27 protein-coding genes and 1 pseudogene are annotated in these 21,166 nt (G+C 64.6%); 8 read left to right on the top strand and 20 right to left on the bottom strand.

All coding sequences use genetic code 11. From position 1 onward, the window contains the following. Nucleotides 1-83 precede the first annotated feature (83 nt). Entirely contained in the window at nt 84-920 is an 837-nt protein-coding gene (locus ATO9_RS19770; RefSeq protein WP_043753466.1) for an AraC family transcriptional regulator, read from the top strand. Between the two features lies 1 nt (nt 921). After that, on the top strand, nt 922-1,536 hold the full coding sequence (locus tag ATO9_RS19775) for a GyrI-like domain-containing protein (RefSeq protein WP_043753469.1): 615 nt from the start codon (nt 922-924) through the stop codon (nt 1,534-1,536). On the opposite strand, the gene ATO9_RS19780 is transcribed toward ATO9_RS19775, so the two are convergent. Next, a complete protein-coding gene (locus ATO9_RS19780) occupies nt 1,506-2,120 on the bottom strand; it encodes a hypothetical protein (protein WP_043753471.1) in 615 nt (204 codons plus the stop codon). The two genes, ATO9_RS19775 and ATO9_RS19780, sit on opposite strands and share 31 nt — an antisense overlap. A 3-nt stretch (nt 2,121-2,123) precedes the next feature. Continuing rightward, nucleotides 2,124-2,720, bottom strand: a complete 597-nt coding sequence (locus ATO9_RS19785) for a LysE family translocator (RefSeq protein WP_043753473.1) — start codon at nt 2,718-2,720, stop codon at nt 2,124-2,126. A gap of 107 nt (nt 2,721-2,827) precedes the next feature. On the opposite strand from ATO9_RS19785, the gene ATO9_RS19790 reads away from it, so the two are divergent. Next, nucleotides 2,828-3,271, top strand: a complete 444-nt coding sequence (locus ATO9_RS19790) for an Lrp/AsnC family transcriptional regulator (protein WP_043753475.1) — start codon at nt 2,828-2,830, stop codon at nt 3,269-3,271. Here ATO9_RS19790 and ATO9_RS19795 read toward each other — a convergent pair whose 3' ends face one another. Further along, the gene (locus ATO9_RS19795; RefSeq protein ID WP_043753478.1) at nt 3,272-3,769 is read right to left on the bottom strand and encodes a hypothetical protein; all 498 of its coding nucleotides are present in this window, start codon (nt 3,767-3,769) and stop codon (nt 3,272-3,274) included. A 180-nt stretch (nt 3,770-3,949) separates the two neighbouring features. After that, on the bottom strand, nt 3,950-4,912 hold the full coding sequence (locus ATO9_RS19800) for an L-malyl-CoA/beta-methylmalyl-CoA lyase (RefSeq protein ID WP_043753481.1): 963 nt from the start codon (nt 4,910-4,912) through the stop codon (nt 3,950-3,952). 285 nt (nt 4,913-5,197) lie between these two features. Between ATO9_RS19800 and dgcN the strand changes: the two genes are divergently transcribed. From dgcN to ATO9_RS19825, 5 genes are all read left to right on the top strand, one after another. Continuing rightward, a complete protein-coding gene (gene dgcN, locus ATO9_RS19805; protein WP_043753484.1) occupies nt 5,198-6,202 on the top strand; it encodes an N-acetyltransferase DgcN in 1,005 nt (334 codons plus the stop codon). Nucleotides 6,203-6,283: 81 nt separating this feature from the next. Next, nucleotides 6,284-7,249 (top strand): N-acetyl-D-Glu racemase DgcA, encoded by a 966-nt coding sequence (gene dgcA / locus ATO9_RS19810; protein WP_043753554.1) that lies wholly within the window; start codon nt 6,284-6,286, stop codon nt 7,247-7,249. A 90-nt stretch (nt 7,250-7,339) separates the two neighbouring features. After that, on the top strand, nt 7,340-8,197 hold the full coding sequence (locus tag ATO9_RS19815) for a D-amino-acid transaminase (RefSeq protein WP_043753486.1): 858 nt from the start codon (nt 7,340-7,342) through the stop codon (nt 8,195-8,197). Nucleotides 8,198-8,275: 78 nt separating this feature from the next. Further along, nucleotides 8,276-8,719 carry a DUF2306 domain-containing protein gene (locus tag ATO9_RS19820; RefSeq protein WP_043753489.1) on the top strand — a complete coding sequence of 148 codons (444 nt, stop codon included), beginning with the start codon at nt 8,276-8,278 and terminating at the stop codon, nt 8,717-8,719. Between the two features lie 135 nt (nt 8,720-8,854). Continuing rightward, the gene (locus tag ATO9_RS19825) at nt 8,855-10,081 is read left to right on the top strand and encodes a urate hydroxylase PuuD (RefSeq protein WP_043753490.1); all 1,227 of its coding nucleotides are present in this window, start codon (nt 8,855-8,857) and stop codon (nt 10,079-10,081) included. 96 nt (nt 10,082-10,177) lie between these two features. On the opposite strand, the gene rpmE is transcribed toward ATO9_RS19825, so the two are convergent. The 16 genes and pseudogenes from rpmE to ATO9_RS19900 form a co-directional block, all read right to left on the bottom strand. Next, the gene (gene rpmE / locus ATO9_RS19830; RefSeq protein ID WP_043753494.1) at nt 10,178-10,399 is read right to left on the bottom strand and encodes a 50S ribosomal protein L31; all 222 of its coding nucleotides are present in this window, start codon (nt 10,397-10,399) and stop codon (nt 10,178-10,180) included. A gap of 11 nt (nt 10,400-10,410) precedes the next feature. Next, nucleotides 10,411-10,797 carry a 50S ribosomal protein L19 gene (gene rplS / locus ATO9_RS19835; RefSeq protein WP_043753496.1) on the bottom strand — a complete coding sequence of 129 codons (387 nt, stop codon included), beginning with the start codon at nt 10,795-10,797 and terminating at the stop codon, nt 10,411-10,413. A gap of 442 nt (nt 10,798-11,239) precedes the next feature. Continuing rightward, nucleotides 11,240-12,013: pseudogene (gene trmD, locus ATO9_RS19840) on the bottom strand (tRNA (guanosine(37)-N1)-methyltransferase TrmD); the annotation flags it as partial. Beyond that, nucleotides 12,010-12,813: a hypothetical protein gene (locus ATO9_RS19845; protein ID WP_043753502.1), complete on the bottom strand. Its 804-nt coding sequence runs from the start codon at nt 12,811-12,813 to the stop codon at nt 12,010-12,012. The pseudogene trmD and the gene ATO9_RS19845, both read right to left, overlap by 4 nt. A 1-nt stretch (nt 12,814) precedes the next feature. Then, a complete protein-coding gene (rimM, locus tag ATO9_RS19850; protein ID WP_043753505.1) occupies nt 12,815-13,318 on the bottom strand; it encodes a ribosome maturation factor RimM in 504 nt (167 codons plus the stop codon). Nucleotides 13,319-13,331: 13 nt separating this feature from the next. Beyond that, on the bottom strand, nt 13,332-13,466 hold the full coding sequence (locus tag ATO9_RS24955) for a hypothetical protein (protein WP_272945764.1): 135 nt from the start codon (nt 13,464-13,466) through the stop codon (nt 13,332-13,334). A 68-nt stretch (nt 13,467-13,534) separates the two neighbouring features. Beyond that, nucleotides 13,535-13,918 carry a 30S ribosomal protein S16 gene (gene rpsP / locus ATO9_RS19855; protein WP_043753508.1) on the bottom strand — a complete coding sequence of 128 codons (384 nt, stop codon included), beginning with the start codon at nt 13,916-13,918 and terminating at the stop codon, nt 13,535-13,537. A 48-nt stretch (nt 13,919-13,966) separates the two neighbouring features. Continuing rightward, nucleotides 13,967-14,263, bottom strand: a complete 297-nt coding sequence (locus ATO9_RS19860) for a chorismate mutase (protein ID WP_043753511.1) — start codon at nt 14,261-14,263, stop codon at nt 13,967-13,969. Nucleotides 14,264-14,359: 96 nt separating this feature from the next. After that, nucleotides 14,360-14,965 (bottom strand): GNAT family N-acetyltransferase, encoded by a 606-nt coding sequence (locus ATO9_RS19865; protein ID WP_043753513.1) that lies wholly within the window; start codon nt 14,963-14,965, stop codon nt 14,360-14,362. Continuing rightward, nucleotides 14,958-15,494, bottom strand: a complete 537-nt coding sequence (locus ATO9_RS19870) for a GNAT family N-acetyltransferase (RefSeq protein WP_043753516.1) — start codon at nt 15,492-15,494, stop codon at nt 14,958-14,960. The genes ATO9_RS19865 and ATO9_RS19870 overlap by 8 nt, the downstream gene beginning before the upstream one ends. A 98-nt stretch (nt 15,495-15,592) precedes the next feature. After that, the gene (locus tag ATO9_RS19875; RefSeq protein WP_043753519.1) at nt 15,593-16,093 is read right to left on the bottom strand and encodes a GNAT family N-acetyltransferase; all 501 of its coding nucleotides are present in this window, start codon (nt 16,091-16,093) and stop codon (nt 15,593-15,595) included. Then, nucleotides 16,090-16,647, bottom strand: a complete 558-nt coding sequence (locus ATO9_RS19880) for a GNAT family N-acetyltransferase (protein ID WP_052418485.1) — start codon at nt 16,645-16,647, stop codon at nt 16,090-16,092. Before ATO9_RS19880 ends, ATO9_RS19875 begins: the two co-directional genes overlap by 4 nt. Then, nucleotides 16,644-17,186: a GNAT family N-acetyltransferase gene (locus tag ATO9_RS19885; RefSeq protein WP_043753524.1), complete on the bottom strand. Its 543-nt coding sequence runs from the start codon at nt 17,184-17,186 to the stop codon at nt 16,644-16,646. The genes ATO9_RS19880 and ATO9_RS19885 overlap by 4 nt, the downstream gene beginning before the upstream one ends. Continuing rightward, nucleotides 17,183-17,737 carry a GNAT family N-acetyltransferase gene (locus ATO9_RS19890; RefSeq protein WP_043753527.1) on the bottom strand — a complete coding sequence of 185 codons (555 nt, stop codon included), beginning with the start codon at nt 17,735-17,737 and terminating at the stop codon, nt 17,183-17,185. Before ATO9_RS19890 ends, ATO9_RS19885 begins: the two co-directional genes overlap by 4 nt. Then, a complete protein-coding gene (gene ffh / locus ATO9_RS19895) occupies nt 17,734-19,257 on the bottom strand; it encodes a signal recognition particle protein (protein ID WP_043753529.1) in 1,524 nt (507 codons plus the stop codon). Before ffh ends, ATO9_RS19890 begins: the two co-directional genes overlap by 4 nt. A 440-nt stretch (nt 19,258-19,697) precedes the next feature. Then, nucleotides 19,698-21,128, bottom strand: coding sequence for a gamma-glutamyltransferase (locus tag ATO9_RS19900; protein WP_081979683.1), 1,431 nt, complete (start codon nt 21,126-21,128; stop codon nt 19,698-19,700). Between the last annotated feature and the right edge of the window lie 38 nt (nt 21,129-21,166).

Consider the following 21,166-nt stretch of genomic DNA (forward strand, 5'->3'; position numbering starts at 1 on the left):
TGCCCATGGCAGGCGGGCTTTGCAACTCCGCAAGATTTGCCGGAGGCTCTGCTGGCAAGAACAGGGCGTCCCCGGAGGCTAAGATGACCAATTCCTATGAAAAACGCCTTCTGCGGGTGATCGACCATATCCACGCCAATCCGGCGGGCGACCTGTCGCTGGACACTCTGGCCGATATCGCCGCGATGAGCCGGTTTCACTGGCACCGCGTGTTCCGCGCGATGACCGGAGAGACATGCGCCCAGGCGGTGCGGCGGATCCGGCTGCACCTTGCCGCGAGCGAGATCGTCTGGACCGACGGCAATATCAGCGCCATCGCGGTCTCGGTGGGATATGGCGACCGGGACAGTTTCGACCGCGCCTTCGCGGTGCAATATGGCCTGTCACCCGCGGCCTTCCGTCGTCGCGGCACCCCGGTGCCGCTGGTCAAATCCCGGAAAGGAGGGTCCGCAATGTTCCCCGTCGATATCAAGTCCGTCCCGTCCCGCCGCCTGGTCGGCCTGCCCCATCGGGGCGCCTATTTCCGCATATCCGAGGCATTTTCCCGCCTCGACGTGATGATTGCCGCCCGTGGGCTCTACCCGCAATTGGGGGCGATGATCGGGGTGTTCTACGACGATGTCTCGGTCGTGCCGGAGGCGGAGTTGCAGAGTTTTGCCGCCTTCGAACTGGCCGCTGACCTTGCCCTGCCCGAGGGAATGGAGGAGCGGACCCTGCCGGGCGGCGATCATGCCGTTCTGCACTACAAGGGGCCCTATGCGCGGCTGCCCGAGGCCTATGATTACCTGTTCGGCACATGGCTGGCCGGGTCGGGGCGGGAGCCCGCGGACACTGCGGCCTATGAGGTCTATCTGAACACGCCGCTTGATACTGCGCCCGACGATCTGTTGACCCAGATCCACCTGCCGCTGAGGGGTTGAGATGGACAAGCTGGACGTCAAGAAGACGCAAAAAGCCCTGTATTCGGGTCGAAAAGGGGTGTGGGAACGGCTGGACGTGCCGCCGATGACCTTTCTGGCCGTGCAGGGACAGGGCAACCCGGACGGGCCGGATTATGCGGCGGCCATCGGCGCGCTGTACCCGCTGGCCTACGGGATCAAGTTCCAGGCCAAGGCGGCGGGCACGGATTTCGTCGTGCCGCCGTTGGAGGCTTTGTGGTGGGCCGACGACCCCACGGCCTTTACCGGTGGGCGGCGGGACGAATGGCATTGGCGGGCGATGATCCGTATCCCGGTGCCGGTTACCGATGCGATGGTCGCCGCCGCGCGCGAAAAGGCGCGGGGCAAGAGCGACGCGCTGGACCGCGTGCAGCTGATCGAGGAGGCGGAGGGCGATTGCCTGCAGACCCTGCATGTCGGCCCCTATAGCGACGAGGCACCGGTGCTGGCCGATCTGCATGACCGCGTGATGCCGGGGATGGGTCTGACCTTCGGCAAGCCGCATCACGAGATCTACCTGTCCGATCCCCGACGCGTCGCGCCCGAGAAACTGCGCACGATCCTGCGTCAGCCGGTCGTCCCGATCCCCAGTCCGTAGCGCAGCGCGAGTTCCGGCGAGGCCAGGACCAGTATCCCCAGATCCCCCAGGTGATCCGCCGCCCCGGCCATGGAGGCCTGGGCAAGCACCACCGCGTCGATCTGCTGTCCGGCGATGGCCTGTCGGATGCCGTCTGCGATGGCCCGTTCGAAACCTTGTTCATCGCCCCCTTCAAAGAGCGGCCAATGGGCGGTCAGGTCGATCATCAGGTCGGGGTCCCTGCCGGCCTCATCCGCAAAGAGTGCGCGGCTGGGGTCGAGGGTCGAGCTGAGCGCATAGGCCATGGCGACGCGGCCGCCGATCCGGGCGGCCTGGCGCATCAGCGGACGGTCGATACGGATGGCACCAAGACGTTCGGCCGCGTCCCCCAGCGTGGTGCAGGTGCAGATTACCGGACCTTCTGCCCCGCCAATCGCATCGCGTAACCGGTCCGTCAGGGCCGGGGTGATTCCGTCGCGGCGGGCGTCCTCCAGCCAGTCGGGCGCCACGATATGGGCCAGCACCGCCCCCGGCGCGATCCGGTCGCGCAGGGCATCGAACCGGGCCACGTGAACCTGGGCGGTGTGCAGAAGGGTCAGCGTCATCCCTCAGTGATAGACGAGGGGGATCAGCGACGCCACGAGAAGCGCGGCCATCGTCCAGTTGAACACCCGCAGCCGGGCGGGATTGGTCAGGATGCGCCGCATCTGCTGCCCCATCACCGTCCAGAGCGAGATGCAGGGGATCGCCACGACCCCGAAAATCAGCGCGACGATCAGGATGGCCAGCAGGCTGCGATCGGCGGCGTAGACGGTGATGGCCGTCACCGCCATGGTCCAGGCCTTGGGGTTCACCCATTGGAACAGCGCAGCCTGGATCAGCGTCATCGGTTTCGCGCCCTCGCCGCCCTTTGCCTCGGGCGGGGCGGCATTGGCGATCTTCCACGACAGCCACAGCAGGTAGCCGACGCTGAGCACCGTCAGGATTTGATGCGTGACCGGGTAGAGGTCGAAAACCCGGATCAACCCGGCGCCCACGAGCAGGATCATAAGGGCAAAGCCGCCGCTGATCCCCAGCATGTGTGGCAGGGTCCGGCGGAACCCGAAATTGGCCCCCGAGGCCATGACCATCAGGTTGTTCGGCCCCGGCGTGATCGTCGAAACGAGGCTGAAAAGGGCAAGGGCAAGGATGACTTCGGGCGACATGGGGGAACTCGTTGAATTGCGTTTGCGTGCAATCTATTGATGTTTCGCCTGCCTTTGGTTGCAAGTCATGCTAATAATAACGCTTACTGCACAACTGGACGGCACGAATGGATGAGATCAACCGCAAGATATTGCGTGAACTGACCCGCGATGGACGGATCTCGAATCTCGAACTGGCGGGGCGGGTGGGGCTGTCGCCCTCGGCCTGCCTGCGCCGGGTGCAGGAGCTGGAGCGGTCGGGCGTGATCCGCGGCTATCGCGCGGTGCTGGACCCCCAGAAGATGGGCGTCGGCTTTACCGCCTTTGTCACCGTGGGGCTGAAGGACCACACCAAGGCCGCGCAGGAGGCGTTTGAACACGCGATTGCCGACGCCCCCGAAGTGCGGGAATGTCACAATATCACGGGGTCCTGGGAATACCTGCTGCGGGTCGAGGCGGCGGACCTTGCATCCTACAAGTCGTTCCACACGGACGTTCTGGGGACCGTGCCGCAGGTCAGCGCGATCACCAGCTACGTCGTCATAGGCTCGCCCAAGGACGAGCGTGCCTGATCAGCGGCAATAGGTGGCCTGTTCCTGAACGGCCTGGCCCGCGCCCGCAAGGCTGATCGGCAGGCTTTGCCCCTTCACTGTCAGCATCCGACCGGCGCGCATTTCCTCGAGGAAGGCGCTTTGGGCGGCGGCATCGTCAAACTTCAGCTCGTAGCTGAAGATATTGCCCTTGAGGAAGTTCCGGTCCTTGGTGCGGCCGGTAAAATTCGCCTCGATCTCGCGCGGGGTGCCGTCGATGGTGATACCGATGGCACCGCCATTCTGCCGCTTGGGAAAGCCGATGCGGATCGACCGGTCGGCGCCGACGCAGCGGATCGTGAAATATTCCCCGGCCGCGGCACGTTCCTGGGTCAGGAACATCAGCGCGCCGAATTGCGACGGATCCTTGGATTGCACCCAGTGGCCGTCGAAGACCTTCATCATCTCGTTCTCGACGATCTCGGCTCGGGCGGGAAGGGCAAGGCCCAGGGCGATCAGGGCCATGGCGAAGAGGCGCATGGTGGCTCCTTTCATTCCGGTTTGGGGATGTTTTAAGCCAAATGACGCTCAGGCCAAGGGGGCTTTGGGGTAAGAACCGGTCTGAAAGGTCATTTCCCCATGACCACACGGGGTGGCAGGGGCGCAAATAGAAACGCCCGCGGCTCCTCTCCGCGGGCGTTCGGGCTGAGGATCGGGGGCTTACTGGCCCGCTGCGATCAACTCTGCCTGTTTCACGATGACCTCGGCCTGCTTGATCGACGCGATGTCGACCAGACGACCCTTGTAGACCACGGCGCCGGCACCGGTGCGGGTGGCCTCTTCCATCGCGGCGAGGATTTCCTTGGCCTCGGCCACCTTGTGCGCGGGCGGGGTGAAGACCTCGTTCGCGAGGGCGATCTGCTTGGGATGGATGGCCCATTTGCCGACCATGCCCAGCACGGCAGAGCGGCTGGCCTGCGCGCGATAGCCGTCATCGTCCGAGAAATCGCCGAACGGGCCGTCGACGGGCAGAAGCCCATGGGTCCGGCAGGCGGCGACGATGGCGGTCTGGGCCCAGTGCCACGGGTCGGACCAGTATTTCTGGCCGTTCTGCAGCATGTAGTAATCTTCCTGCGTGCCGCCGATCCCGGTGGTCTGCATCCCCATGGAGGCGGCGAAATCCGCGGCGCCCAGGCTCATCGCCTCGAGACGCGGAGAGGCGGCGGCGATCTCTTCGACATGGGCGATGCCGGCAGCCGATTCGATGATGACCTCGAACTTGACCGGCTTGGTGCGGCCCTTGGCGCGTTCGACGGCGGTGACCAGCGCGTCGACGGCATAGATATCCTCGGCGCAGCCGACCTTGGGGATCATGATCATGTCCAGCCGGTCGGAAGCCTGTTCCAGCAGGTCGACGACGTCACGGTACCAATAGGGCGTGTCCAGGCCGTTGATGCGCACCGACAGGGTCTTCTTGCCCCAGTCGACATCGCTGATCGCCTGGATGCACATGGCACGGGCCTTTTCCTTGTCGTCCGGCGCCACCGCGTCCTCGAGGTCGAGGTTGATCACGTCCGCGTCCGAGCTGGCCATCTTGGGCGGCAGCTTGGCGTTGGACGCCGGGCCGAACAGCTGGCAGCGATTGGGGCGGGCCGGAGGGGTGGGCTGAATGCGGAAGGACATCTTGCCTCCTTGAGTAAGGATATTACGTATCGTTCACGAGGAGGGTTATTAAATTACCCAGACCTAAGCAAGCGCATATTGCGCTGCGGCATGGCCCCTTGGGAACCTGGTTCAGGTCATTGCAGTGATGGCAGAAATCTCCGCCCTGCTGAAAAACTACGCCAAAGATTGCCGGGAAACTGTGCTTGCTTCGAAGAATTTCCCGCTAAATCGTTTCGCATCTGCGGAATTGCAACCTCTTCCCGGACGGAATCGCCCAGACTTGCGCCATAGAAGGAGCTTACCATGATCAAGACCCCCTATCTTCTGTTTCTAGGCGACGCGCCGGACCCGCTGGCCGCGAAAGTGGCGCAGGGTATCCGAGACTGGCGACCCGACAACGCCGTGGGCCAGTTCCGGATGGAGGGCTGCAAGGCCGACATGAAGCTGCCCGACATGACCCTGGCCGAAGCCAAGGCCGCCGGGGCACAGACGCTGGTGATCGGCGTGGCCAACCGGGGTGGCGTGATTTCCGCCGCGTGGAAAAAGGTGCTGATCGAGGCGCTGGAGGAAGGGTTCGACCTGGCCTCGGGCCTGCACAACCTGCTGCGCGACGAACCCGACCTGAAAGCCGTGGCCGAGGCCACCGGCCAGGTGCTGCACGATGTGCGGATCCCGTCGGTGAAATACCCGATCGCCAATGGCGAGAAGCGCAAGGGCAAGCGGTGCCTGGCCGTGGGCACCGATTGTTCCGTCGGCAAGATGTACACCGCCATGGCGATGGATCGCGACATGAAGAAACGCGGGCTGAAATCCAGCTTCCGCGCGACAGGACAGACCGGCATCCTGATCACCGGCGAAGGCGTGCCGCTGGACGCCGTGATCGCCGATTTCATGGCCGGGTCCATCGAATGGCTGACGCCTGACAACGACGACGACCACTGGGACATGATCGAGGGGCAGGGCAGCCTGTTCCACGTCTCCTATTCCGGTGTGACCATGGCGCTGGTGCATGGCGGGCAACCCGACGCGCTGATCCTGTGCCACGAACCGACCCGCGACCACATGCGCGGCCTGCCGGGCTACAAGCTGCCGACGCTCGAGGCGCTGCGCGACACCGCGCTGCAATTGGCCCGCGTGGCGAACCCCGCCTGCGAGGTGGTGGGCATTTCCGTCAACACCCAGCACCTGGGCGAGGACGAGGCCGTCGCCTACCTCAAGGAGGTCGAGGATCGCATGGGCCTGCCCACCGTCGATCCGTATCGCCACGGCTCCGACCGGTTGGTTGACGCGCTGGTGGCGCTCGGCTGAAGCTGGGCCAGACCGGACCTGCCGGTGGTGCCGTCGCGTGCCTCCGGCGGGAGTATTTTGGGCAAGATGAAGGAGATGGGCGTGGAGATCAGCGTCACCGCGGAAGCTTTTCCGCTGGCAGAGGTATTCACCATCAGCCGTGGCAGTCGGACCGAGGCGAAGGTCCTGACCGTCGAGATCACCGAGGGCGGCATCACCGGGCGCGGCGAATGCGTGCCCTACGCGCGGTACGACGAAACCATGGAAAGCGTTGCGGCCGAGATCACCGGCCTGACGACGCCCTTCGACCGTCACGCCCTACAGGAGATGCTGCCGGGAGGAGCCGCCCGCAACGCCTTGGACTGCGCCCTGTGGGACCTTGAGGCCAAGCGCGCCGGCAAACGGGCCTGGGAACTGGCCGGTCTGACCGCGCCGGGGCCGGAGATCACCGCCTACACCCTGTCGCTGGCCGAACCCGACCAGATGGAGGCCTCGGCCCGCAAGCACGCGCATCGGCCGCTGCTGAAGATCAAGCTCGGCACGCCTGACGACATGCCCCGGCTGGAAGCCGTCCGGCGGGGCGCTCCCGACGCGCAGATCATCGTCGATGCCAACGAGGGCTGGTCGGCCGAGGTCTATGCCGACCTCGCGCCGCACCTGGTGCGCCTGGGCGTGACGCTGGTCGAACAGCCGCTGCCCGCGGGCGAGGATGACGCGCTGATCGGCATGGACCGTCCGGTGCCCGTCTGCGCCGACGAAAGCTGTCACGACCGCGCATCGCTGCCGCAGCTGAAGGGCAAGTACGACGTGGTGAACATCAAGCTGGACAAGACCGGCGGCCTGACCGAGGCGCTGGCCCTGCGGCAGGACGCGCTGGCCCAGGGCTATGGCGTGATGGTCGGTTGCATGGTCGGCACCTCGCTGGCCATGGCCCCCGCCGTGCTGGTCGCGCAGGGGGCGATGGTCACCGATCTGGACGGTCCGCTGCTGCTGGCCAAGGATCGTGCCACGCCGCTGCAGTTCGACGAACAGGGAGTCCACCCGTCGCAGCCTGCGCTTTGGGGCTGAGGCCCGCACCGACCAACGTGGCGGCAACCTGTCGCTTGAATTTCCCCGTCCCGCGCGTCACGAAGGGACAAGCAATTGAGGATGCCTGAAATGCGCACAGTCTATGTGAACGGCGAGTATGTTCCGGAAAACGAAGCCAAGATCTCGGTCTTTGACCGCGGGTTCCTGATGGCGGATGGCGTTTACGAGGTCACCTCGGTCCTCGAGGGCAAGCTGGTCGATTTCGACGGGCACGCGAAGCGGCTGGAACGGTCGCTGAAGGAACTGGACATGGCCGCGCCGGTCACCACCGACGAATTGCTGGCCATCCACCGCGAACTGATCGCGCGTAACGACCTGACCGAGGGCGGCATCTACCTGCAGATCACCCGTGGCGCGCCCGCCGACCGCGACTTTGCCTTCCCCGACCCGGCCGAAACGCCCTCGTCGCTGGTTCTGTTCACGCAGCAGAAGAACCTGGCCAACGCGCCGGCCGCCAATACCGGGATCAAGGTCATCTCGATCGAGGATATCCGCTGGGGCCGCCGCGACATCAAGACGGTGCAGCTGCTGTATCCGTCGATGGGCAAGATGATGGCCAAGAAGGCCGGGGCCGACGATGCGTGGATGGTCGAGGATGGCCAGGTGACCGAGGGCACCTCGAACAACGCCTATATCGTGAAGGGTGGCAAGATCATCACCCGGCAGCTGTCCAACGACATCCTGCACGGCATCACCCGCGCTGCTGTTCTGCGTCTCGCGAAAGAGGCCCAGATGGAGGTCGAGGAGCGCGGATTCACCATCGAGGAAGCACAGGATGCAGACGAGGCCTTTGTCACCTCGGCCACGACCTTCGTGCAGCCGGTGGTGCAGATCGACGACGCCACAATTGGCACGGGCACGCCCGGACCGATCGCCAAGCGTCTGCGCGAGATCTATATCGACGAGAGCCTGAAAAAGGCGATCTGATCCGGTCAGCCGGGGCGCGCGCGGTGTCGCTGTGCGCCCTGGCTTGACAGGATTCGGATCCGGCGGTCAGGCTGGCGCATGACCTGGCTGGGCCTCCTGCATCTGATCCTTGTCATCGTGGCGCTTGCCGTCGGCACGGTGCAGTTCCTGCGCCGTCCGGGCACGCGGGATCACCGGCGCCGGGGCTACCTGTTCGTCGGGGCGCTGCTGGTGTCGGATGTGATCGTCTTTGGCATCTACGAAGACAGCCAGACCCCCGGCATCTTTCACCTTCTTGCCATCATCAGCCTTGTCTCGCTGATCGTCGCCACGGCGCTGGTGCGGGGGCGGACGACGCTGGGACGCAGGATGGCCCATGCACATGTGATGCTGTGGTCCTTTGGCGGGGTCGTGGCCGCCGGGCTGGGGCAGGGGGCGACGGCGATCGGCCAGGCGCCCTGGCCAGTGATCCTTGCGACCTTCGCCGTCATCGCGGGTCTGGCATTGCGGATGGATTTCCGTGCGCGACTGGGCGCGGGCTGACCCCAGGGTCGTTGATCTGTACACTTGTTCAGCAGCTTGGCGGCAGGCTGGCGCGCCAGTAGCCATGCCGCGACTAAGCGGATGGACGTGCCGCCGCGCCCCCGACATAGTGAAGCAAAAAGCAAGGAGCTATGGATGTACGATTTGGCCGCCATGGGCGCGTGGTTGGAATTTGCCGTGCGCTGGACCCATGTCATCACCGCCATCGCCTGGATCGGGTCGTCCTTCTATTTCATCGCGCTGGACCTTGGCCTGCACCGGGATCGCAACCTGGAAAGCGGCGCGGATGGCGAGGAATGGCAGGTTCATGGCGGCGGGTTCTATCACGTCCAGAAATACCTGGTCGCGCCGGACAAGATGCCCGGCGACCTGATCTGGTTCAAATGGGAAAGCTATTCGACTTGGCTGTCCGGCTTTGCGCTGTTGTTCCTGGTCTATTACCTGGGTGCCGAGTTCTACCTGGTGGACCCGTCGGTCGCCGATATCTCGGGGCCCGTGGCGGTGTTGATCTCGCTCGCGTCGCTGGGGTTCGGCTGGCTGGCCTATGACTTCATCTGCAAGTCGAAGTTCGGCGACGACAACACCCGGTTGATGCTGGCGCTCTACGTGATCCTTGTCGTGCTGGCCTATTTCTACACCTCGGTCTTTTCGGGGCGCGCGGCGCTGCTGCACCTGGGCGCCTTCACCGCAACGATCATGAGCGCCAACGTCTTCTTCATCATCATGCCCAACCAGCGGATCGTGGTGGAGGACCTGAAGGCCGGGCGCGTGCCGGATGCGAAATACGGCAAGATCGCCAAGCAGCGGTCGACCCACAACAACTATCTGACTCTGCCGGTCATCTTCATGATGCTGTCGAACCATTACCCGCTGGCCTTTGCCAGCGAATACAACTGGATCATCGCATCGCTGGTCTTCCTGATGGGGGTGACGATCCGGCACTTCTTCAACTCGATCCACGCGCGGAAGGGCAACCCGACCTGGACCTGGCTGGCCACCGCGCTGCTGTTCATCCTCGTGATGTGGCTGTCGACCGCGCCGATGTTCCGGGCCGACGAACCCGAGGAAGCGACCGGTGCCGCCGTCCGTTTCGTCGAGGCCGAAGGTTGGGAGGACGTGCACCAGATCGTGCTGGGCCGGTGTTCCATGTGCCACGCGGCGGAACCGGGCTGGGACGGGTTGCACTGGGCGCCCAAGGGCATCCGGCTTGAGACCGAGGCGCAGATCGCGCGGCAGGCGCGGGCGATCTACCTGCAGGCGGGGCTGACCCATGCCATGCCGCCCGCCAATCTGAGCTTCATCGAGGAGGAGGAGCGCGCGACCATCGTCGCCTGGTACGAGGCCGCGACCTCGGGCGAGTGAGGCGCTCTCACCTCGTCCGGTCGGTCAGTCTCCACCCCGCAAACGAAAAACGCCGCCCCCGAGGGAGCGGCGTTTCGCATTTCGATCCGGGGGAGCTTAGAAGCCCAGGCCGGCATACTTGTTCTTGAACTTCGACACGCGGCCGCCGGCATCCAGCAGGCGCGAGGAGCCACCGGTCCAGGCCGGGTGCACCGAGGGGTCGATGTCCAGCGACAGGGTGTCGCCTTCGCTGCCCCAGGTGGAGCGCATCTGGACAACGGTGCCGTCGGTCATCTTGACGTCGATGACGTGGTATTCGGGATGAGTATCTTTTTTCATCTTTACGGTCCTTACGCTTCGGCGCCAGTTTTCTTGGGCTTGTAGTTGGAAACTTCGGCGATCCGTGCGGATTTACCGCGACGCGAACGCAGGTAGTACAGCTTCGCACGGCGCACTTTACCGCGGCGCACGACCGTGATGCTTTCGATGTTCGTGGAGTAGAGGGGGAACACACGTTCCACGCCCTCACCGAAGGAGATTTTCCGCACGGTGAACGAACCGGCAATGCCGTCGCCGTTCTTGCGCGAAATGCACACGCCTTCGTAGTTCTGCACACGGCTACGCGTGCCTTCGGTCACCTTGTAACCGACGCGGATGGTGTCACCCGCTTTGAAATCGGGGATCTCTTTCCCCAGTTCGGCGATCTGTTCCGCCTCGAGCTGTGCGATCAGGTCCATCGCTATTCTCCTATATCCGTGGTTTTCCCACGATGATTGTTGCCTGATAGCTCTGGTCTTCGTCCCGGGTCCCGCGCGTTGCAGCCCGCCAGAGGTCAAGTCACCTATCTTCTTTGTTCTTCCATCCGGCCCGGAAACCCGGTGAAGAAACCGGCCCTTGGCAACAGATGGACGGTCCGATGGGCCTTTCGACCCCGGACGCGCGGGCTATAAGCCGGATTCGCCCATGGATCAAGGGTTTTGGGGCCTTTCAGCCCCGCGCGACCCACAGAATCTGCGCGATCGCGGTCCAGGGATTGGGCGGCAGCGCCGGATCCGTGGCCAGGGCCCGTTCCAGCGCCGTCACATCGGGCATGTCGCCCAGCTTGGAGTGCAGGAAATCGGTCAGGGTGGCGGCATCCGTCACCCCGCGCACCGCATCATCCAGAAGCGGCGCCCGCGCGGCGGCCCAGAGGTCGGGTCGGCGGGCGCGGGTCAGCGCCTCGGACATCTGCTGGCGCCACTTTTCGATCTCGCCGTGATGGCCCGACATCAGCACGTCGGGGATCGCACGGCCCATCCATTCGGCAGGGCGGGTATATTGCGGATGCTCCAGAAGCCCGTCGGAAAAGCTTTCGTTTTCAGTGGATTCGGCATTGCCCAGCACACCGGGCAGCAGCCGCACCGTGGCGTCGATCACCGCCTGCGCGGCCAGTTCGCCGCCGGTCATGACGAAATCGCCCAGGCTGATTTCCTGGATGCCGTAATGTTCGATCACCCGCTCATCCAGCCCTTCGAACCGGCCGCAGATCATCGTCACGCCATCGGCCTGGGCCAGACGCTGTGCCATGGCCTGGTTGAACCGGGGCCCGCGTGGCGACAGGTAGACCAGCGGCCAGCGCCCCTTGGCGTGGCGCTGCGCATGGTCGATGGCACGGCCCATCACGTCGGGGCGCAGCACCATGCCCGCGCCGCCGCCGGCGGGCGTGTCATCGACGTTGCGATGCTTGCCCTCTCCGAACTGGCGCAGGTCGACGGTTTCCAGCTGCCACTTGCCGTCCTTCATCGCCTTGCCGGTCAGGCTTTCGCCCAGCACGCCGGGAAAAGCGCCCGGAAACAAGGTGATGACCCGCGCCGTCCAGATGCCGGCCAGAACGGTCGGTTCCGACATCAGGTCCTGGGGCACCAGCGACGGGCGAATCGTCTTGCGGCCGTGGGATTTGGAAGGCGTGGTCATTCGGTCGTCTCTTTCGCGGTCTCGTGGGCCCGGGCCAGGCGCAGCTTGGCCTGGTGCACCTCCCGGTCCGTCTGGTCGGAGCGGTTCAGCGCCAGCATCTCGGCAATGATGGCGTCGGGTAGGCTGGGATTGGAATGGCGCACCGGGGTCAGTGCGTCCAGCGTCTTATGGTCCAGCCCGGCCAGCGTCAGCAGGCGCGCAGCGGGACCGAGCGGGTCGGTTCCGATCTCTTCGATGTGGTCAGTGCTGACGGGAACGCCGGTCTGGTCCGCGACCACGGCGGCGGTGGCCGCCAAGTCGGTTTCCGGTTCTATATCAGCGGTATAGCTGGCCAGATCGCCCCGGTAGCGCGAGGCGCGGACGTTTTGCGCATGGCAGGATTTCAACCATGGCCCGGATGCACGCAGGGTGAACCAGAATTCCATCTGGATGTCGGGGCTGACGGCGGCAGCGGTGTCGACAAGACAGGCCATGATCGCGGGCGCGGCGGCATAGCTGCGCAGGCCGTGGCGGCCGGGCATGTGGCCCGACAGATCCTCGGCCGAGATCACGACGGGGCGCGGGTCGGCCAGTTCGAGCGTTTCGAACAACTGCGCAGCCTCGTAGGTGACAAGGCCCAGATCCAGCGCGTCACGACGGATCGAATAGGCGCGGGCGGCCTCGCAGAGTGGGGTCAGATCGTCCTTGAGGAACAGGCGGGTATGGTCCGACAGGCGGCCATTGTTGCGTCTGAGCGTGCGCTGTACAGAGCTTGTTCCGGTCTTGTGAAATCCCGCATGAACGAGCACCCGGCAGCTCATCTCAGAAGAGCCCCTCCGGCGGGTCGGCGACGATCCGGCCAGAGGCCAGGTCGACGGTCGGCACGCAGGCCTTGGTGAAGGGCAGAAGCACCGTGGTCTTCAGCGCAGGCCCATGAATTTCCAGAAGATCTCCGGCACCGTGATCCATGACGCTGCGCACGATGCCCAGTTCGGTCCCGCCGGTGTCGTAGACCGTCAGTCCGATCAGGTCGGCATGGTAATATTCGTCATCTTCGGTGGCGGGCAGACGGTCGCGCGGGGCATAAAGCTGAAGCCCCTTGAGCGCGTCGGCCTCTTCCTTGGTGGAGATGCCGCCCAGCCGGGCGGCAAAGCCGTTCTTGATGGGGCGGGTCAGCGTGACGGTAAAGCTGCGCTGGCCGCTTTCGTCGGACAGGGGGCTGTAATCGGCGATGGCTTCGGCCTCGGCGCAGAAGCTTTTCAGCCGCACCTCGCCACGCACCCCGTAAGAGCCGGCAATGGCCCCGACACAGACCTGATCCGTCATCACGATCCCCTTGCTACCTGCAGACGATATCCTGCAGAACCCCTGCTTTTTCCACACAATTTTCCGCCGCGCGTTCGCGTTCCCACATGATGCCGGCGCCGAAAGCGATGGCGATCAGGATCAGCGTGCGGACCGGTCGGAACAGCATGGATCACCCGCAGGGCATGCCCGATCCGGCCCGGGACGAACCCGGCGCCGGACAGGGTAAAGCGCTGATTATTCGGCGCTTTCTTCGGCCGGTGCAGCAGCGGCTTCGGCAGCTTCGGCTTCCTTGGCGGCCTTGGCTTCGGCGCGCTCCTGAGCGGCTTTGCCCGGGGTGCCCTTCTTGGGGTTGTTACGCTCTTTTTTCGCAACGACGCCAGCGGCTTCGAGGAAGCGGGAGATACGGTCGGTGGGCTGGGCGCCCTGGTCGAGCCAGAACTGGATACGCTCCATGTCCATTTTCACGCGGTCTTCCGAATCCTTCGGCAGCAGCGGGTTGTAGGTGCCCAGCTTCTCGATGAAGCGGCCGTCGCGGGGCATGCGGGAATCCGCGGCAACGATGCGATAGAAGGGGCGCTTTTTGGAGCCGCCGCGGGCGAGACGGATTTTCATAGCCATTGTGTTTTCTCCTTTGAATGGCGTGGTTTAGGCGCGGTTTTTCCCGGCCTACATCTGGTGTTTCTGGTGATGCCTGATGACTTCGGCGATGATGAAGTTCAGGAATTCCTTGGCAAAATCCGGGTCGAGATCGGCCTGGACCGCCAGGTCTTCGAGGCGCGCGATCTGCGCGGCCTCGCGGGACGGGTCGGAGGGCGGAAGGTCGTGTTCGGCCTTCAGCTTGCCGACCGCCTGGGTGTGCTTGAACCGCTCACCCAAGGTGTAGACGAGGATCGCATCGAGCCGGTCGATGCTTTCGCGGTGCCCCTTGAGGAGCTCTGCGGCGCGGGCAACGGCATCGGTCATGTGCGGTCCTTTCGGGGGCAAAAAGCGGCGTCGGTATCGCGTCGGTACAACGTCGGTATCACGTCGGTGCGCGCGCCGCGGCAGATCGGGGATGCGTCAGTCAATGGCGTATCCCTTCGGCTTGAAGAGCGGATCGTAATAGGAGCGGATCTCGAGCTCGATCCCGTCGGCGATCTGGCTGCTGCGCAGATCGGCCGGAGAGGGGTGGCGATAGCAGACATCATGCCCATCCACCGTCGGGGCCGCGTTGTCCTTGACCGCGCCCAGCCGTTCGGCCAGTCGCACGGAATCGAGGTTCTTGGGGTCGAGGTAGCTGACCGCGCCCTCCCATCCGAGGGTGTTGTAGAAATAGCCGCGCGCCGCATGGGTCGCCTCGAGTGCGTAGCCGTGCCCGGCGGTTTCGGGCCAGATGATCCAGGCGATTTCCGCCTCGGGCCATTGCGCGGGTTTCCAGCCGCCGGCCATGCCCAGCGTCTCGTCGGTCTTGCGGTCGTGGATCATCCACATCCCGTAGCCCCGGATCTGCCAATGGCCGATTTCCGCGGCATAGAGCATCCAGGTCTCGTAGGCATTGAGCGGCCCGCCCATGAACCGCGACCGGTAGGATGCAAAAGTGTGCCGGAAACTCGGGTAATCCCCGGGCTCCGGTCCACGCATCACCAGGCGTTCGGTTTCGATGACGGGGATCGCTGTTTCAGGCATCGTCGATCCCGGATTTCTTGGGGTCTGCGTGACGCCATGCGGCGATCGGGCCGAATTCGGGGATCTCGACATCGCCGATATGTTCCGCGCCCATCCGTTCGACCATCTTGACGAGCGGTTGATGTTCGGGCCGCAGAAGCGAGATCGGGCGACGGATTCCGAAATGCTCGGCCGCGGCGTTGCGACAGCCCTGTATCGCCTCGGTGGCGATACCCTGGCCGGAATACTGGTCATAGATCACCCAGACCAATTCCGGTTCGGGCCAGCCATCGGGCTGGGACAGGCCGGCAATACCCAGTTGGGCGCCGGTTTCCCGGTCGAGAATGATCCAAAGACCGAAGCCGCGCAGATGCCAGTGACCGACGCCGGCGCACAGCGCCTCCCACGAGGCGGAGCGGGGACGCGGGCCGCCAACATAGCGCGATGCATCGGAGGAGAAGTAGCGATCCAGCTCATCAAGGTCGTCGGGAACGCCGACACGCAGGTACAGACGATCGGTTTGGATCTCGGGGAACAGGGATTTTGCCATGGCTTTGATCCTTTTCGGTCGAGCCGGTTTTCCGCGAGAAGCGGGCCGCACGAGACGGCGGAGCCAACCGGCTTTGATTGCGTGATCGTGATTGTTCATCAACCGGCCCTCCGGTGACGATAGACCACATCCTGCGGATCGTAACGCGCGGCCTGCGCATCCTGAACCGCGCCGAGCCGTTCGGCCAGGGCGATGGAGCGGGTGTTTTCCGGGTCGATATAGCTGACCAGCGGGGCGCCGGGATCGTTGGCAAAGGCCCAGTCCCGCGCGAGGCTGGCCCCGGCAAAGGCAAGGCCGCGCCCTTCGAACCCGTCGAAGAGGATCCAGCCCAGTTCGCGTTCGGGGAAATGCGGCGGCTGCGTCACGGCGACCTGACCCGCGAGCCGCCCGTCGGGCGTCTCGACGGCCCACCCGCCCTGACCGACAAGCGTCCAGCTTCCGACTTCGGATGCGAAACCGTACCAGAGCTGGGTCCGTGAGGACGGCCCGTCGACATAGGCCGCGCGGTCGGATTGGAAGAAGGTCCAGAACGCCTCCATATCCTCGATCCGGTGCGGGCGCAGGGTGACAACGTCGGAGCGCAAGGTCGGGGCCGTCATGCCGCACCCCCGATCGCCGAAGGGTGGCGGTAGATCAGGCAGGGTTCATCCAGCAGGAAGGTCGCCCTTTCCTCGACCGCGCCAAGCCGTTCGGCCAGGGCGCGGGAGCGGCGGTTTTCCGGGTGGATCTGGCTGATGAGCCGGTCGAGGCCCAGCTGGTGCGCGGCACAGGACCGGATCGCGATCGCGGCCTCGTGGACCAGGCCGCGGCCCTCGCCCGTCGCAAAGGCGTGCCAGCCGATTTCCGGTTCGGGCCAGCCCAGGTGGTTCAGGATGCCGACGCGGCCGACGGTCTGGCCGGTTTCCTTTTCCTCGAGGATCCAGAAGCCGTAGCCATGCCACATCCAATGCCCGATGGAGCGCATGAAGCCGTTCCAGACCTCGAACTCGTTAGCCGCCGCGCCGCCGACAAAGCGGGTGCGTTCGGCATCCATGGCAAAGTCGCGGATGGCGTCGAAATCACGGCCTTCGGGGCCGCGCAGGATCAGCCGTTCGGTCTCCAGCCGGGGCACGGGGATCGTCAGGACGGGGATATCGCGGGGCAGGGCGGTCATGCGTAAGCCTCCGCCCCGCCATTGACGAGCTCATCCGGGGCCGGGTGGCGGTAGATGTGCAGGTGGCCGAGCTTGGCATGGGTGAATTCACCCGAGAGCCGGGCGCCCAGGCGCAGCGCGACGCGGGCGGACCCCTCGTTGCCCGGTGCCACCAGCGAGATCGCGGTGGACCAGCCAAGGATGTCATAGGCATAGGCGCGCGCGGTCTGCGCCGCCTCGGTCGCGTAGCCCTTGCCTTCGAAGCCGTCGAAGAGATCCCAGCCGATTTCCGGTTCGGGCCAGCCCTCGGGCGCCCAGAGCCCGACCATGCCGATTGTCGCGCCGGTGGCGGTTTCGGTGACGATCCAGCGGCCGAAGCCCTTGAGCGTCCAGTGGCCGATTTCGGTGGCCAGCTGCCGCCACGCCAGGTCGCGGGTCAGCGGGCCGCCGACAAAGGCCGACCGGTCCGAGGCATAGAACTGCGCGAGCGCGTCCACGTCACGGGCATCGGCACCGCGCAGGGTCAGGCGTTCGGAGGTGAGGACGGGGATATCGGTCATGCCCAGCCCTCAAGCAGTTTGCGGCCGGCGGCGGTACGCGGCACGTGGCGCCAGATGCGGAAATCGCCGGCCATGTCGTGGTGGAACATGCCCTCGGGCCGGGCGCCCAGCCGCTCCACCAGCTTGACCGAGGCCGCGTTGTCCGGGTCCACCAGCGAAATCACCGACGGCCATTTGCGATCGGTGAAGAGCCAGTCGAGCACACCGCGCGCGGCCTCCTGCGCGAGGCCCAGGCCCTCTGCACCTTCGGTGAGGTTCCACGACAATTCGGGTTCCGGCCAGCCCTTGGGGAACCACGGCCCGACCAGCCCGTAGGCGGCGCCGGTCTTCTTGTCGGTGACGGCGAACATGCCGTAATCGCGCAGGTGCCAGTGGCCGATGATGGTCGCGACGGACCACCAGGTGGCCTCTTCATCCGGGTAATTGTCGAGGAATCGCGGCGCGCCCGGCATCAGGAATGCCCCCACGGCGTCGAAATCCGGCCCCGCGGGGGAGACCAGACGCAGACGCTCGGTCTCGATGACCGGGAAGGGGGGCGCCACAGAGATCATTTCTTCTTGCCGAATCCAGACAGGCCGGGGGGCAAGGCGCCGCCGCCGAGACCGGGCAGACCGCCCTTGCCCATGCCACCCATGCCGCCGGGCATCTGGCCCATCTGCTTGGCCGCCTGTTCCAGCGCCTTGGGATCCATCTGCGAGGGGTCCATGCCTTCGGGCATGCCGCCGCCCTTGCCGAACATGCCCTTCATGGCCTGTTTCAGCATGCCGCCCTTGCCCATCTTCTTCATCATGTCGGCCATCTGCCGGTGCATCTTGAGAAGCTTGTTGAGCTCCGACACTTCGAGGCCGGCGCCCTTGGCGATCCGCTTCTTGCGGCTGGCCTGGAGGATCTGCGGGTTGGCGCGTTCCAGCTTGGTCATGGACTGAATCAGGGCGATCTGACGGCGCAGGATGCCGTCGTCGAACCCGGCGCCTTCCATCTGCTTGGCCATCTTGCCCATGCCGGGCATCATGCCCATGAGGCCTTCCATGCCGCCCATCTTGAGCATCTGTTCCAGCTGCATCTTCAGGTCGTTCATGTTGAACCGGCCCTTCTGGAACCGCTTCATCATCTTCTCGGCCTGTTCGGCCTCGATCGTTTCCTGGGCCTTTTCGACCAGCGCGACGATGTCGCCCATGCCGAGGATACGCCCGGCGATGCGGTCCGGCTCGAAGGTTTCGAGCGCGTCCATCTTTTCGCCAAGGCCGACGAACTTGATCGGCTTGCCGGTGACGGCGCGCATCGACAGGGCGGCGCCGCCGCGGCCGTCACCATCCATCCGGGTCAGCACGACGCCCGAAACACCGATCTTGTCGTCGAACTCGGTCGCGACGTTGACGGCGTCCTGGCCGGTCAGACCGTCGACCACCAGCAGGGTTTCGCGCGGATTGGCCACGTCGCGGACGGCGGCGGCCTGGGCGATCAGCTCCTGGTCGATATGCAGGCGGCCCGCGGTGTCCAGCATGTAGACGTCGTAACCGCCCATCGACGCCTGGGTCTTGGCCCGCTTGGCGATGGTCACCGGATCCTCGCCCTTGACGATCGGCAGGGTATCCACGCCGATCTGGGTGCCGAGGATCTGCAGCTGTTCCATGGCGGCAGGGCGGTTCACGTCGAGCGAGGCCATCAGGACCTTCTTGCCCTCGCGATCCTTCAGCCGCTTGGCCAGCTTTGCGGTGGTCGTCGTCTTGCCCGACCCCTGCAGACCGACCATCAGGATCGGCGCGGGCGGGTTGTCGATGCGCAGCTTGCCGGGCTCTTCGGTATCGCCCGCCAGGACATGGACCAGTTCGTCATGGACGATTTTGACCACCTGCTGGCCCGGGGTGATGGACCGCGTCACCGCCTGGCCCGTCGCCTTGTCCTGCACGGCCTTGACGAAATCGCGCGCCACCGGCAGCGACACGTCCGCCTCGAGCAGGGCGACCCGAACCTCGCGCAGGGCGGTCTTCACGTCCTCGTCGGACAGAGAGCCCTGCTTCGTCAGCCGGTCGAAGACGCCAGAGAGGCGGTCGGAAAGATTTTCAAACATGCCCCGGCCCTCCTTAGGCCTCCAGGTCTCAGACAATGTCCCCGATGTGGGCGGGAACGGCGATGGAAACAACCCGATCGGCGCATAGGCCAAGGGCACCAGTGGGCGCGACGCGCTGACTGGTGGCGATCCCTGCAACAAAGGCAACGGGACCGGAATCATCATGGACTCCGGGTATTGAGGCGCCGTTTATGCCCAAAGGCCCAACCTGTCAAGGAAAGCAGGCCCAGCAGGTCGATCAGCGTGGTCGAGTCTGGCGAAGCCTTGCACTGACTTCAGCCACAGAGGGACTGGCGTCAGGCAGTTCAAGACCCGCCCGTGTTTGCAAAAGGATCCGATAAATATCCAAAGGGGTTCTTCTCGGCAAACGTGCTCGTCGCGAGTGTTGCCTATTGGGCGTCAACGCTGACCCTTTCGCAGTATTTGATGCGATCAGGCTATCAACCGGTCGAGCCTGCGTTTCCCTCACCTCTCGGGTCGTGGGCGAGCGACTTGCTGTGGTCCCGGTGAATCCTGACAGCACCGGCCTGTCCTGCAAGCGGACTTAGAACGGGAAGCGGGGCAACCTCGTGCCCCATGTCTTTCAGAATATTTTGCACGCTTTCCCCACTATCAATTTCGATCTTGAGCGTGTCCTGACTGTCGGAGAACGTTCGGCCCAGTAGGAAACGGGGTGAGCGGAGAGCATCCGAAACGTCCGCGGAGTCTGCCAATAGCCGGTCCAAAATAACCGTCAGCGTCTGTGGCTGACCATCGGCGCCCTGTGTCCCATACAGGATGATTTCGCCATCATCGCGGATTGCGAACCCTGGGTTCAACGTGTGGAAGGGCCGCTTGCCGGGCGCCAGTCCGTTCGGGTTGCTCTCATCACATGCGAAGGCGGCGCCGCGATTGTGCCAGAGAATGCCAGTATTACCGACAAGTACGCCCGAACCCCAGTCGAAATAGGTGCTTTGGAGGCCGCTGACACATCGTCCTTTTGCATCCGCGACCGCCAAGAATACGGTATCTGCCGTTTCCAGTTGATCGGGCCAGTGCAACGCCTGAATCCTTGAGATGCGCCGGGCCATGCCAGCGATATGCCGGGCGGAGGGAAGCGCATCCGATTGGTCGGTAAAGTCGGGATCGGCCAGGCCTGCTCGGTGCAGGAATGCTTGTTTCACAGCTTCGACCTGTACGTGAAAGCGCGAGGCCGGATTCGCAGGACGACGATTTGCACCGCAAACCTGATCGAGCAGCGCCCGTATCAACAAGGTGGTCGCCCCCTGCGTTGGCGGAGGGGGAGCGAAAAGCGTCCAATCGCCAGACCGAAGGGACAGCGGTGTCTCGATCCGGGCAGAGGTGGCAGCGAGGTCGGAGCCCGTTATCGGCGAGCCTGCCGCTGCAAGGCCAAGCGCAAGCTCTGCCGCGATTGAACCGGTCCTGAAACTTTCCAATCCTTCGTTCGCCAACACAGACAGCATTCGGGCCAGGTTGGTCTGCCGGAATTGTGTCCCGACCTTTGGCGTCAGTCCTTCAGGCAAGAAAGCCTGAGCGAAACCGTGCCAGTCGTGGATATCACCTCGTCGGTAGTCCAGCCAGAAGCGCTGTGATGCGCTGATCGGATATCCATTTGCCGCAAGGGCCTGCGCCTTGGCCAGTAGGTCTCCGAGGGGCATGCTTTTCTGCCATGCGTCGTTGGAAAGTTCGAGTAGAGCCTCCCAGGAGGGAACGAGACCGGCTGTTGTCAGCATTGCGCCGGCCCCACGCTGCGGTATGGAGGTCGGATTGCAGGGTACTGCGGCGGCGGCCTGACCAATTCCCAGGACCGAGAGTCGCAGACCGTCAGCATCCGACACCATCCAGACGCCGTCACCGCCTAGGGTCAGGATTCATAACCAGTAGATGACGGTTGCCGCAAGAGCGATGG

The organism is Pseudooceanicola atlanticus, assembly GCF_000768315.1.
GTDB classification, from domain to species: Bacteria; Pseudomonadota; Alphaproteobacteria; order Rhodobacterales; family Rhodobacteraceae; genus Pseudooceanicola; species Pseudooceanicola atlanticus.